15 protein-coding genes are annotated in these 12,599 nt (G+C 51.2%); 10 read left to right on the forward strand and 5 right to left on the reverse strand.

The window, feature by feature from the left end:
- Positions 1-26 precede the first annotated feature (26 nt).
- From MPL1_RS02275 to cobO, 10 genes are read left to right on the forward strand one after another with little or no spacing between them, the layout of a single operon-like run.
- The gene (locus MPL1_RS02275; protein WP_009725510.1) at positions 27-602 is read left to right on the forward strand and encodes a hypothetical protein; all 576 of its coding nucleotides are present in this window, start codon (positions 27-29) and stop codon (positions 600-602) included.
- A complete protein-coding gene (locus MPL1_RS02280) occupies positions 602-1,894 on the forward strand; it encodes a cobyrinate a,c-diamide synthase (protein WP_009725511.1) in 1,293 nt (430 codons plus the stop codon). The genes MPL1_RS02275 and MPL1_RS02280 overlap by 1 nt, the downstream gene beginning before the upstream one ends.
- Positions 1,891-2,553 carry a 5,6-dimethylbenzimidazole synthase gene (bluB, locus tag MPL1_RS02285; RefSeq protein ID WP_009725512.1) on the forward strand — a complete coding sequence of 221 codons (663 nt, stop codon included), beginning with the start codon at positions 1,891-1,893 and terminating at the stop codon, positions 2,551-2,553. The genes MPL1_RS02280 and bluB overlap by 4 nt, the downstream gene beginning before the upstream one ends.
- A complete protein-coding gene (gene cbiB, locus MPL1_RS02290; protein ID WP_009725513.1) occupies positions 2,550-3,458 on the forward strand; it encodes an adenosylcobinamide-phosphate synthase CbiB in 909 nt (302 codons plus the stop codon). Before bluB ends, cbiB begins: the two co-directional genes overlap by 4 nt.
- Positions 3,451-4,440: a threonine-phosphate decarboxylase CobD gene (cobD, locus tag MPL1_RS02295; RefSeq protein ID WP_009725514.1), complete on the forward strand. Its 990-nt coding sequence runs from the start codon at positions 3,451-3,453 to the stop codon at positions 4,438-4,440. Before cbiB ends, cobD begins: the two co-directional genes overlap by 8 nt.
- Positions 4,437-5,903, forward strand: coding sequence for a cobyric acid synthase (locus MPL1_RS02300; RefSeq protein WP_009725515.1), 1,467 nt, complete (start codon positions 4,437-4,439; stop codon positions 5,901-5,903). Before cobD ends, MPL1_RS02300 begins: the two co-directional genes overlap by 4 nt.
- A complete protein-coding gene (gene cobU / locus MPL1_RS02305; protein ID WP_009725516.1) occupies positions 5,896-6,414 on the forward strand; it encodes a bifunctional adenosylcobinamide kinase/adenosylcobinamide-phosphate guanylyltransferase in 519 nt (172 codons plus the stop codon). Before MPL1_RS02300 ends, cobU begins: the two co-directional genes overlap by 8 nt.
- Positions 6,415-7,473, forward strand: coding sequence for a nicotinate-nucleotide--dimethylbenzimidazole phosphoribosyltransferase (cobT, locus tag MPL1_RS02310; RefSeq protein ID WP_009725517.1), 1,059 nt, complete (start codon positions 6,415-6,417; stop codon positions 7,471-7,473).
- The gene (locus MPL1_RS02315; RefSeq protein ID WP_009725518.1) at positions 7,473-8,198 is read left to right on the forward strand and encodes an adenosylcobinamide-GDP ribazoletransferase; all 726 of its coding nucleotides are present in this window, start codon (positions 7,473-7,475) and stop codon (positions 8,196-8,198) included. Before cobT ends, MPL1_RS02315 begins: the two co-directional genes overlap by 1 nt.
- Positions 8,199-8,205: 7 nt before the next feature.
- Positions 8,206-8,814 (forward strand): cob(I)yrinic acid a,c-diamide adenosyltransferase, encoded by a 609-nt coding sequence (cobO, locus tag MPL1_RS02320; RefSeq protein WP_009725519.1) that lies wholly within the window; start codon positions 8,206-8,208, stop codon positions 8,812-8,814.
- A gap of 43 nt (positions 8,815-8,857) precedes the next feature.
- Here cobO and MPL1_RS02325 read toward each other — a convergent pair whose 3' ends face one another.
- The 5 genes from MPL1_RS02325 to MPL1_RS02345 form a co-directional block, all read right to left on the reverse strand.
- Positions 8,858-9,769, reverse strand: a complete 912-nt coding sequence (locus tag MPL1_RS02325) for a GGDEF domain-containing protein (RefSeq protein WP_009725520.1) — start codon at positions 9,767-9,769, stop codon at positions 8,858-8,860.
- Positions 9,766-10,584 carry an alpha/beta fold hydrolase gene (locus MPL1_RS02330; protein ID WP_009725521.1) on the reverse strand — a complete coding sequence of 273 codons (819 nt, stop codon included), beginning with the start codon at positions 10,582-10,584 and terminating at the stop codon, positions 9,766-9,768. The genes MPL1_RS02325 and MPL1_RS02330 overlap by 4 nt, the downstream gene beginning before the upstream one ends.
- A 198-nt stretch (positions 10,585-10,782) precedes the next feature.
- Complete coding sequence (locus MPL1_RS02335) at positions 10,783-11,259, reverse strand: AAC(3)-I family aminoglycoside N-acetyltransferase (RefSeq protein WP_009725522.1); 477 nt, start codon at positions 11,257-11,259, stop codon at positions 10,783-10,785.
- 285 nt (positions 11,260-11,544) lie between these two features.
- Positions 11,545-11,913, reverse strand: coding sequence for an SRPBCC family protein (locus MPL1_RS02340; RefSeq protein ID WP_009725523.1), 369 nt, complete (start codon positions 11,911-11,913; stop codon positions 11,545-11,547).
- 86 nt (positions 11,914-11,999) lie between these two features.
- A complete protein-coding gene (locus MPL1_RS02345; RefSeq protein WP_009725524.1) occupies positions 12,000-12,398 on the reverse strand; it encodes a GFA family protein in 399 nt (132 codons plus the stop codon).
- Between the last annotated feature and the right edge of the window lie 201 nt (positions 12,399-12,599).

Below are 12,599 nucleotides of genomic sequence, written 5' to 3' on the forward strand. Positions count from 1 at the left end.
CGGGTGGGCACATCGGAGACTCTTCAATGTCGTTATTATCTCAACGTCAGCAGCTACTCGTGGCTGCGCTTCTGGCTGTATTAATGGTGATGACCCGCGGTCATCATTTTGCCGATATCAATGTATTACCCAGTGCCTCATGGGCTGTATTTATGCTGGCCGGTTTTTATCTGGCTTCCAAGCTTTGGTTCCCGGCATTTCTGGGGCTGGCGGTGGCGCTGGATTTAATTGCCGTCACCTGGGGCGGCGTCAGTAATTTCTGCGTGTCACCGGCTTATGGGTTTTTATTACCTGCGTACGGCAGTCTATGGCTGGCTGGGCGCTGGTTTTCAAGCAGATATCAATTCAACTGGACGGCACTGTTCACGCTGGTCATTACCGTGTTGACCATCACTGCGGTTGCCAGTGTGTTCAGTGGTGGTGGTTTCTACTGGTTTTCCGGTCGCTATGTTGAACCTACCTTTGTCGAGTATCTGTCGCGGTTCATCCAGTCTTATCCGAATCAACTCAGCAGACTGAGCTTTTACATTGCCATCGCAGCGGTGGTTCATATCAGCTTCCGTTTTGCTCATGTGAACCCACGCAGCAACCAGACACAGTAATGTCGATGCAGTCGCATCAATGCGCTGCTCTGATAATTGCCGCTCCAGCATCAGGTCAAGGTAAAACCACCATTACCGCGACCCTGGCGTGGCATTATCGGCGTCAGGGTAAGCAGGTTCAGGTATTCAAAGCAGGGCCGGATTTTCTGGATCCGATGATTCTGGCCTACGCCTCGGGATTTCCGGTGTACCAAATCGACTTGTGGATGGTCGGCGAACAGCACAGCCGACAGTTGATTGCTGACGCCGCAAAACAGGCCGACATCATTCTGATTGAAGGCGTGATGGGCTTGTTTGATGGTGCGCCTTCCACTGCCGATCTTGCAGCCATTCTAAACATTCCGGTGTTGGCGATCATAGATGCCAGCGCCATGGCACAGACCTTTGCTGCCGTGGCATTTGGCCTCGCCAACTTTCGTCAGGATGTTCAAGTCGCGGGCGTGTTGGCCAATCGAGTCGGCAGCCCGCGTCATGCTGAAATGATCACCAGCAGCCTGCCTGACAATCTACCCTGCATGGCGACCATGCCCCGTCAAACAGATAGTCTGCCCAGCCGCTATCTGGGTTTGGTGCAGGCTGAAGAACTCGATGATTTGGGCCAACGACTGGAAAATCTGGCAGACAGTCTGGTCATTCAATCAGCGTTCACCTTGCCACAGTGCAAGATTCACAGTGAGCCTGCAAAAGCACTACCGTTGTTGCTAAAAGGGGTTCGCATCGCAGTGGCAAAAGATGCCGCGTTTGCCTTTATTTATCAGGCCAATCTGGATTGTTTAACGGCCATGGGGGCTGAGCTGGTCTTCTTTTCACCGTTGACCGATGCAACGCTGCCTGCTGCAGACAGCCTGTATCTGCCCGGCGGTTATCCCGAACTCCATCTCGAAACACTCAGCCAGAATAGCGCCATGCGGCAGGCGATCGGTGAGCATATAAAGGCCAACAAACCGGTGCTGGCTGAATGCGGGGGAATGCTCTATCTGTGCCGATCCTTGACCGACAAAAACGGCCATCAGGCTGAGATGTGTGGTGTATTGGATGCCACCGCCAGACTACAGGCCAGACTGACAGCACTGGCACTGCAACAGATCACCATTGATGATCTGACGTTGCGCGGGCATAGCTACCATCATTCCATCTTGGAGAGTTCAGCCAATGCCATCAGCTATGGTCAATGTCCGAATGGTAATCAGCTGAGTGAAGCGGTGTTTCAGCAACAACGGCTGATCGCCAGCTATATTCACTTCTACTTCCCTTCCTGCCCCGAACTTATTGCCCGGTGGTTGTTACCATGAGCCTCGATCAATATCGCTTTAATGAACAGGATCGCAAGGCGGTATATCGCGCCATCGGTGAGCGTCGTGATATGCGACATTTCATTGCCGATCCCATCGAGCCTTCAATATTGCAGCAGATCTTTCATGCCGCCTGGCAAGCCCCCAGTGTTGGACTGATGCAACCGTGGCGGATGATTCGAATTACCGATCAGGATTTGCGACAGGTCATTTATCAACTGGTTGAACAAGAACGACAGGAAACCGCAACAGCACTGGGCGAACAGAAAACCGAATTTCTGCAATTGAAAGTCGAAGGCATCAGGGAGTGTGCTGAAGTCATTGTGATGGCGCTGATGGATCAGCGTGAACCCCATATATTTGGACGCCGCACCCTGCCGGAAATGGACCTGGCCTCGGTCGCCTGCGCCATACAGAATATGTGGCTGGCCGCACGTGCCGAAGGTTTGGGCATGGGCTGGGTATCCTTGTTTGATCCCGCACAACTGGCCGAGTTATTACAGATGCCCGAAGGTGCCTGCCCGGTGGCGATTCTCTGCCTTGGTCATGTGGACAGCTTTTATCAACAACCCATGCTGGAACAGCAAAACTGGCGACAACGTCAGCCTTTGCAGGAGCTGATTTTTGAAAATTGCTGGCAAGGGAACGGCCAGCCATGACTTTTATAATTCTGCTGTCAGCCTTGATCCTGGACTGGCTGTTTGGCGAACCCAAACGCCTGCATCCGCTGGTAGGCTTTGGCACATTGGCCAGTCACGTTGAAGCCCGGCTTAATCACAACACTCATGCGGCTTGCCATCAATTCATGCTCGGCCTGCTGGCCCTGCTGATCTGCATCGTGCCCTTTGCAATTATTAGCTGGATTATCAGCCAGATGGCTATTTGGGGCAGCCTGTTTTCCGTGGTGGTTTTAACCCTATGTCTCGGTCATCGCAGTCTGTTTGATCATGCCCGGCCCATTTTTCAGACCATGCAAAAAGGCGATATCGAACAGGCCAAAATGCTCACCAGCCGAATTGTCAGTCGAGACAAAGACCATATCGAACCCAATAAAGCGACCATTGAATCGGTGCTGGAAAATGGCAACGATGCGGTGTTTGGCACACTTTTCTGGTTTGTGATTGCTGGCGCTGCCGGTGCGGTCACCTACCGCTTGGTCAATACACTGGATGCCATGTGGGGTTATCGAACGCCCCGATTTTTTTATTTTGGCAAAGCCGCTGCCCGGCTGGATGATGTGTTGAATTTTGTTCCGGCGCGACTCACTGCCTTCAGTTATGCCTTGCTGGGCAATCGCCAACAAGCCTTTCGCTGTTGGCGACAGCAAGCCCCGTTATGGGACAGTCCTAATGCCGGCCCGGTAATGGCCAGCGGTGCCGGTGCATTGGATATTCAACTGGGTGGTCCTGCCTGTTATCACGGGAAGTGGCATCAACGGCCTGTGCTTGGTACAGCCAACCCGGCACACAGCAACGACATTCAGCGTGCTTTGCAGCTGGTGTTACGCAGTGTGTTGTTGTGGCTGCTGGTCATTGGCTTGATAACGGGGATCCTGCATGCTTAATCACGGTGGCCAATTGCTGGCTCATGCTCAGCAACATGACATTGCGCCAGATGACTGGCTGGATCTATCGACTGGCATTAACCCCAATGGCTGGCCGGTGCCCGAATCACTTCCGGCAAGCGTCTGGTCCAGATTGCCCGACAATGCAGATGATTTGGTAGAGAAAGCCAAAGTCTATTACCGATGCAAACAATTACTGGCCGTGGCCGGCTCGCAGGCGGCCATTCAGTGTTTACCGAGCTTACGCTCAAGCAGTCGTGTTGCCATTGTGGCACCGGCCTATGAAGAACATCGCCACTGCTGGCAACAAGCGGGGCATCAGGTGGTTGAGTTGCATAGCCACGAACTGGATCAGCACATCGATCAGTTTGATGTGGTGATCGTCATCAACCCAAACAATCCGACCGGTGAAACCTTCAGCGCAGAACGCCTGTTAAGCTGGCATCGCCAGCTACACGCTCGTCGTGGCTGGCTCATCGTAGATGAAGCCTTTATCGATATGACCCCCGAACAGAGTCTGGCAGGGCTGGCAGCACAACGTGGCTTAATCGTTTTACGCTCATTGGGTAAATTTTTTGGCCTGGCCGGTTTGCGGCTTGGTTTTGTGATGGCGCATTCGGAACTGTTGTCTCAGCTTGAGGAAAAACTTGGCCCCTGGCCCATTGCCTCGGCATCTCGCTGGCTTGCTGTTCAAGCACTGGCTGACCATCACTGGCAACGACAAGCACGACAACAATTACCAGACAAAAGCCAACGTCTGGCCCAATTGCTTGAAGCGCATCAACTTCATCCTGCCGGTGGCTGTGCGCTTTTTCAGTGGGTTAAAACCGGACAGGCGGCCAAGATTCATCATCAATTAGCTTCACATGGCATTCTGTGTCGGCTGTTTGATAAACCTCAGGCGGTTCGTTTTGGCTTACCTGCCATCGAAACCGACTGGCAGCGTCTGCAAAACGCCCTAAACAAGATTACCCGGTCATGATCGCCAACACCTTGATGATACAAGGCACCACTTCTGATGCTGGCAAAAGCACGCTGGTCACCGCGCTCTGCCGCTGGTTAGTCCGTCAAGGCTATTCCGTGGCCCCATTTAAACCGCAAAATATGGCGCTAAACAGTGCGGTCACCGCAGAAGGCGGCGAAATCGGACGTGCACAGGCCGTACAAGCACAAGCCTGTAATCTGCCACCGCATATTGATATGAACCCCGTGCTGCTCAAACCCAACAGTGATAAGGGCGCGCAGGTGATTATTCACGGCAAGGCTATCGCCAATATGGATGCTCGCATCTATCACGACTACAAGCAGACGGCGATGGCGGCGGTACTTGAATCACATCAGCGATTGTCTCAGCAATATGCCGTGGTCATGGTCGAAGGCGCTGGTTCACCGGCTGAAATCAATCTGCGGGATCGCGATATTGCCAATATGGGCTTTGCCGAGGCGGTGGACTGTCCGGTGATTCTGGTTGCCGATATTGATCGCGGTGGCGTATTTGCCCATCTGGTTGGCACGCTGGATTTGTTATCTGCCTCCGAGCAGCAGCGTGTGAAAGGCTTTGTCATTAATCGCTTTCGCGGTGACATCAGCTTATTGCAACCCGGCGTGACGTGGCTGGAGCAACGAACTGGCAAGCCGGTGTTGGCTGTTCTGCCCTATTTGCATGGCCTGCACCTGGAAGCCGAGGATGCCATTAACAGCCAACAGGCCGAAAAATCTGCACATGTTTTGAATGTTATCGTGCCGGTGTTACCGCGTATCAGCAATCACACCGATCTGGATCCTTTGCGGCTGCACCCGCAGGTGAATTTGCAGTTTATTTGCCCGGATTCGCCCATTCCCGCCGCCGATTTGATCATTCTGCCCGGCAGCAAACATGTCAGTGCTGACTTGAGTTGGCTGGAAACACAAGGTTGGCCAGCAGCCATCGAACGACATCTGCGCTATGGCGGCAAGCTGCTCGGGATCTGTGGTGGTTTTCAAATGCTGGGCCATCACATTGCTGATCCGCATGGCGTTGAAAGCACGCCCGGCAGCATGAAACAAGGACTGGGCCTGCTGGAAATGCACACCACCCTGCACGCTGAAAAACAACTACGCCAAAATCAGGGACAACTCCTGCTTAACAATGCCCCCATCAGTGGCTATGAAATCCATGCCGGCATAACTGAAGGTCCGGCATTATTGCGGCCACTATTACAGCTATCGCATGGTCCGGATGGCGCTATCAGTGATGATCAGCAAATCATCGGCACCTATTTGCATGGCCTGTTTGAACATACGGAAAGCTGCGATGCGCTATTGCAGTGGGCCGGGCTGAATCAGGTCACTAGCCCAAACTATCATGCACTGCGTGAAGCAGATATCGAACGGCTGGCCGACATGATTGATCAGCACATGGATACCACTACGCTATTGAATATTCTAAAGGTCGACAATGGCTAAAACACTAATCCTGGGCGGCGTTAAATCCGGAAAAAGTCGACTGGCCGAACAGCGCGCCATCGACAGCGAATCCACCGTTTTTTATATCGCCACGGCACGCGCCGACGATGCTGAAATGCAACAACGCATCGCCCTGCATCAACAACAACGCCCGGCGCATTGGACCAGTATCGAAGCACCGCTGCATCTGGCAGCAACGCTGCAACAACATGACAGCGTCAATCACTGCATTCTGGTGGATTGTCTGACTTTATGGCTGACCAATCTGCTGTTACTGGATGACCCACAAGGCCTTGAGACTGAAATTCAGCAATTCCTGGAGATACTGCCGAGCTTGCAGGCCAGCATCATTCTGGTCAGTAATGAAACCAGCATGGGCATTGTGCCAATGGGCGAACTGACCCGACGCTTTTGTGATGAAGCAGGTCGCCTGCATCAGCAGATTGCCTCGCAGATGGATAACGTGATTCTCACCATCGCGGGCTTACCGCATGCACTGAAAGGACACTGAATGACCGACTTCAGCCTCTGGTTAAGCCAAGCCCCTAAAGCACTGGATAAAACTGCGGCAGCCGCCGCTTTGGCACGCCAAAGCCAACTCACTAAACCGGCAGGCTCCTTGGGCAAACTGGAATCTCTGGCGGTGCAACTGGCTGCGATGCAAGGTCAAGCACCACAAGCTGAGCAGGTGCATATCACTGTTTATGCCGCTGATCATGGGGTGATGGCAGAGAATATTTCGGCCTACCCTCAATCGGTCACCGCTGCGATGATCCGTAACTTTGCCTCCGGTGGTGCGGCGATCAGCGTATTGGCAAAGCAATTGAATGCCTCACTGGATGTCATTAATGTCGGCACCGTCGCCGCATTGGAAACCATCAACGGCGTGCAGGATCAACGTATTGCCAGTGGCACTGCCAACTTTCATCAACACCCTGCCATGAGTGAAGCCGACTGCTATCAGGCCATGCAGATCGGCAAGGCAAATGTGGACTATTGCCAGCAAAAATCTACCCAGCTTTATATCGCCGGGGATATGGGCATTGGCAATACCACCGCCGCCAGTGCCATGGCTTGCGCCATGTTGCAGTTACCTGCTGAACAACTGGCCGGCCCCGGCACCGGTCTCAATGCCCAGGGCATTGCACACAAAGCCAGGATCATTCGCGAGGCGCTGCAATTACATCAAGCCCAGCTTGATTCACCTTTGAGCATCTTGCGTTATCTGGGTGGTTTTGAAATTGCCGCCATGGTGGGCAGTTATCTACAGTGTGCCAAACTGGGCTTGCCGGTGATGGTGGATGGCTTTATCAGCAGTGTCGCCGCCTTATGTGCAGAACAGATTTGTCCGGGCAGTCGCGACTGGTTTTTGTTCAGTCATCACAGCGCCGAACCCGGTCATACAACCATATTGCAGGCACTTGAAGCACAGCCCATACTGGCACTTGAAATGCGACTTGGGGAAGCCAGTGGTGCCGCAGTGGCAGTGCCTTTAATGAGAATGGCCTGCGCGCTGCACAACCAAATGGCCACTTTTGAACAAGCCGCCATCGCCGGAGCAATTAGCTGATGTGGACATCATTTTTAATCGCCATGCAGTTTTTGACCGTTGTGCCGGTCAAGTTGCAGGATGAATTTACAGATCAGGATGTTGGCCGCTCCTTGCTGTTTTATCCGCTGGTCGGTTTGCTGATTGGCATTGTATTGAGCCTGCTCGCCTGGAGCTTGAACAATCAGCCGGTGATGGTAGCAGCCAGTCTTTTATTGGTTGTCTGGGTGGCAATGACCGGGGCATTGCATCTGGATGGTTTGGCCGATAGCGCGGATGCCTGGCTCGGCGGCATTGGCAACAAAGCCAAAACCCTCAACATCATGAAAGATCCGGCTGCGGGACCGATTGCCGTCTCGGCGATTGTCTCAGTGCTGTTGCTGAAATTTGTCATGTTGACTGTTTTGCTGTCGCAGCAGAACTGGGTGGCATTAATCTGGTCTGTGGTACTGGCTCGCACGGCATTGCCGTTATTGTTTTTAACCACCGACTATGTCCGCCCGCAGGGACTGGGCAGTCTGCTCAAACACCATCAGTCGGCCAGCGATACCCGCAAGATGTTGCTGATTATTGCGGTGATAGGCCTGTTCAGCATCGGTCTATTGGCACTACTGTTTACACTCGTCGTGTTTTTGCTGCTGCGCTATCTGATGGAACGCCGCCTGAATGGCTTTACCGGCGATACCGCAGGTGCCATGGTCGAGCTGCTGGAAACCGCCTTACTGATATTTTTTGTTTTATTTTAGGAACGTTATGACTGACTCTGAAAAAAGCCAACGCCATAAGGCACGCATGCAACGCCACAAGGCAGTGGTTGATGAAAAGATTCAACAAGCCACGCAGGATAAAGGCTTATTACTGTGCATCACCGGCAATGGCAAAGGCAAAAGCTCATCTGGTTTTGGCATGGTTGCACGGGCGCTGGGTCATGATATGAAAGTGGGCATCGTGCAATTTATCAAAGGTGCCATGAGCACCGGGGAAGAAGCCTTTTTCCGTCGCTTTCCCGAACAGGTCAGCTATCACGTGGTGGGCGATGGCTTCACCTGGGACACCCAAAATCTGGAACAAGACAAGGCTTCTGCCGAAGCCGGTTGGGAGATTGTGAAGTCGATGCTACAGGATGAAAGCATTCAGGTGATTTTGCTGGATGAGCTGAATATCGTGTTGAAAATGAAATATCTGGATGCCGAAAAAGTATTAGCCGATATTGGAGCGCGGCCAGCAATGCAGCATGTCATTATCACCGGACGCGGCGCACCGGACAGCGTGATCGAAGCCTCAGATACGGTTAGCCGCGTAGATGATGTGAAACATGCGTTTCGTGCGGGAATTCGGGCACAAAAAGGAATCGAACTCTGATCGCAACCGGGTTTGGCTAAACAATCGTGCCGGGACTTCAGCGTCAAGAACGGCTGAACACAACGCTACGATTACGGCCCTGACCTTTGGCCTCATACATGGCCTCGTCAGCTTGTTTGAGCAGGTCACTGAACAGGTTCTGTTTGGTGAGATCCGAGGTGGTGATGCCAATACTCAGCGTCAAATCTATATCCGATATCTTGAGCATTTTCACTGATTCATGCAGTCGCCGGGCCAGACTCTGCGCGGCGTGTGAATCAGTGGCAGGCATCAGAATCACAAATTCTTCGCCGCCAAAACGACAGACAATGTCAGATGCTCTTGCCTGTTTCAGCAGCAACTGACTGAGCTGAATCAGCACTTCATCACCGACATCATGCCCTTTGCTGTCATTAATCTGCTTGAAGTAGTCAACATCAATCATCAGTAAAGAGATAGGCCAATTAGCACGTTTCGATTGAGCCATTATCACGGTCGACTGACGATTCAGTTCACGACGATTCACAAGCCCGGTCAAATCATCAGTAATCGACTGTTGCTGTAGTAGTTTGGCCTTGTTTTCAAGCAGATCGCGTGTTTCCAGCAGTTTGTGATGCAATTGCTTTTGTCTGTCAGCGACGGCCATCGTCCAGTATATTTCGCGCTTATCGCCCAATCGCGCATTGACGCTGACCGGCATTTTATTGCCATCTGCCTGCTCAATATCGAGCATCACTTCAACACATTGCCCTTCATGCAGAATCAGTGGCATGACATAGGTATCCAGAATAATTCTGGAGGCTTTGCTGAAAATATCTGCCAATGGCTTGCCGACCGCAGCGCAGGCAATCCCAAGCTCATCATGCATGTATCGGTTGAGATAGGAAATAATACGCTGATTACCCTGGGTGTCATCAACTGAAATCATGCAACCGATGGGAAATAAATCCAGGGAATGTTTAAGCGAGTGACTCATAGCGGATCATTTTGCTGCAAAAAGTCACGTATCGCATCGGCCACCATGGCCGGATGACTCATGTGTGGACAATGACCTTCGGCTTCGAGAATTGTAGTTGTTGTTTGTGGCATCTGCGCTTGCATGTACTGAGTCACATCGAGTGATGCCAACGAATCCCAGCGGCTTTGTATCAGTAACGTTGGGTGCGTGTTTTTGGGTAACAACCAGCGATAATCAGAAAAAAAGGTGGCCCGTGCAAAGTTTTTGGCAATCACCGGATCAGTCGAACAAAAGCTGTCAGACAGTTCTGCAACCAACTCTTCGGGATTATTGTGGCCCATGACCAGCGGACTCAGATAATTGGCCCAGCCGATAAAATTGCTATCCATCAAGGTGATCAAATCTTCCAAATCTGCTTTTTCAAATCCCCCGGCGTAATCGGGCGGCTCATTCATAAAATATGGTGACGGACACACCATGATCAGGCTTTTAATTCGCTGCGGGATGGCGTGTGCTGCTATCAAAGAAATAATGCCGCTGACCGAGTGGCCAACAATTGAAATATTGTGAAGATCCAAAGCCTCACAAATTTCAATAATGTCCTCAGCATAGCCCTCAAGCGAGGCGTAACGATTGGCATCATAAGCGTTGATTCTGGAGCCTCCGGAACCGACATAATCAAACAACACCAACCGATAGTCATGCTCAAGCATAGGCGCCACAAAACGCCACATTTTTTGATCACAACCAAAACCATGCGCCATTAGTAGCGCCTGCGCACCCTTGCCGATAATTTGAATGTTATTGCGTTCGAAAATGTCTTGCTTGTTCATCGTTCTGTTGTATTGATCCGGATATTTTTACTGACCAAGTTTCCACAACTTTGGCAGATTCGGCCAGCTTTTCCGATGACTTGGCTTTTTGTGACTAAGCCCAGCGTGTTTCAGAAACAGTGCATGGGTCAAAGTAGATTTTACTCTCTGCTGTCTTCAATTTGTGCGCATGAAACTCAAGTTGGTTTGATAAAACCATTAAGAAACTTCATCATCGGGCTCAACAGAAATATCAAAGTGTAGGACCTCTTCACGCTGACCAAGCTTGTGATACAACGCAATGGCCGGTGCGTCTTCCACGCCGGTATCCGCCTGAACGAAAATGACATAAGCCCCTCGATCTGCGGCAATGCGTTTCAAGTTTTCGATCAACGCTGTGGCTATTCCCTTTCGCCGATGGGCAGATAACACCGCGAGGTCATATATATAGATCTCACTACGCGCCTGCTCAAACTTTTTCAGCTCGTATGCGGCAAGACCACCAATAACAGCCTCACCGTCGAGCGCCACCAGCGCTATAAAAGATTCACCGCTCAACAACTGTTTCAGATAGTCCGCACTTGGACGTTTTTCAGTGTAGCTGCTCATATCGTTGAACACCTCACCAAAACATCTCGACAAGGCTAGCATCAGCTTAATGTCATTTGCTGTCAGTTGACGGATTTCGACTGGCATAATTAATAGGGATCGAACTCCCACTCCTAATATTCCATGTGCAGCGCTCTGTTACGCATCGTTTTCCATACTTGGATCTTCCTTTTCCGAATACAACGATTGTCCTGGCGTAAAGTAGATGAACTTTGCTCCTTCCGGCGCGCCTGGTTTATGCCATATGCCACGAGGGACGACAAATGAGACCAGCTACGGCACCATGCGCCATCCGTTACATGCTGTTGTTTGGCTAAAACTTCCGAGCCTGATAGTGAATACCTGCCCCTTCTTCACAGTATTGCTTAAGACTTAACAAAAATATCGCCCAATTATAATTACAGAAACGGAAGAATTCGGTAACTTCACGCCAGTCTGTGTGCCGAAGGATGACCGCTGTCTTATCACCCCGACTATCGAGTTCGAAACTGATGTAGTGTCAATCCACTCGGGGTCTGAATCGACGCAGTGCCAGGTCATTTTGCTATCGCGTACCAGCTCCGTAACCTTCATCTTTGTCGGATGCTCGTCACCAAATCGAAATTCATTGACCGCATCAATTTGAGCAATGAACTGTAAATCTTGCGTCCACACCTCAGCCAATCCGTGCGCCGTGGTCAAGGCTTCGTACACAAATGACAGGGGCGCATTCACGTATTGAATATGTTCAATGTTTGCCATCAATTCAGACTCTCTTGTCTGTGGTCATCCAGACCAAGTGTACTGCTTTTTTTGCGTCGCTCTGGCTGCCGTTGTTTGGCTGAGGCTTAATTTTTTGAAGCAAACTGCTCGAAAACCTGTTGCCCCGTCATTTTATGGGTGTCGTTCTTCAGCTCGTAATAAGTGGGCTTCTCGTCAATGAATATTTCACTTGAAAGATTGAATTCTTGGTCTTGAAAAAGACCCGCAGGAAGAATGTACTCGTTACTGGGAAGCAGGTGATAAAAGAGATGGGTACCACAGCTTGGACAAAAACCGCGCTCAGCCCAGTCAGAGGATTGATACCGTGATGGCTCTTGACCATTAAAGCGAACGTCAGTACCACAATGAACGGCGAACATTGGGCCTCCCGCCCAGCGTCTGCACATTGAACAATGACAGAGCCCAACCTCATTGTGATCGGGGGCATCAACCTCAATGGAACCGCAAAGACACTTCGCTTTCATATCTCCTCCTTAATGTTTGAGCTACGCCTAACGGCCCACGGCAGCATAGAGAAATCTTTAGTCATTACTTCAATCTCACTAATTCGCAGAACACCCACAGTACCGACAAATTTGTAACACAGTGGATAAATCAAGTGCTGACCTCATGATTTATTCTACGCCGCCATTGAGTGCCTTGTGAGCAGATTCGGTCTGAAGACG

Origin of the sequence: Methylophaga lonarensis MPL (assembly GCF_000349205.1) — a bacterium.
Lineage (GTDB): Bacteria > Pseudomonadota > Gammaproteobacteria > Nitrosococcales > Methylophagaceae > Methylophaga > Methylophaga lonarensis.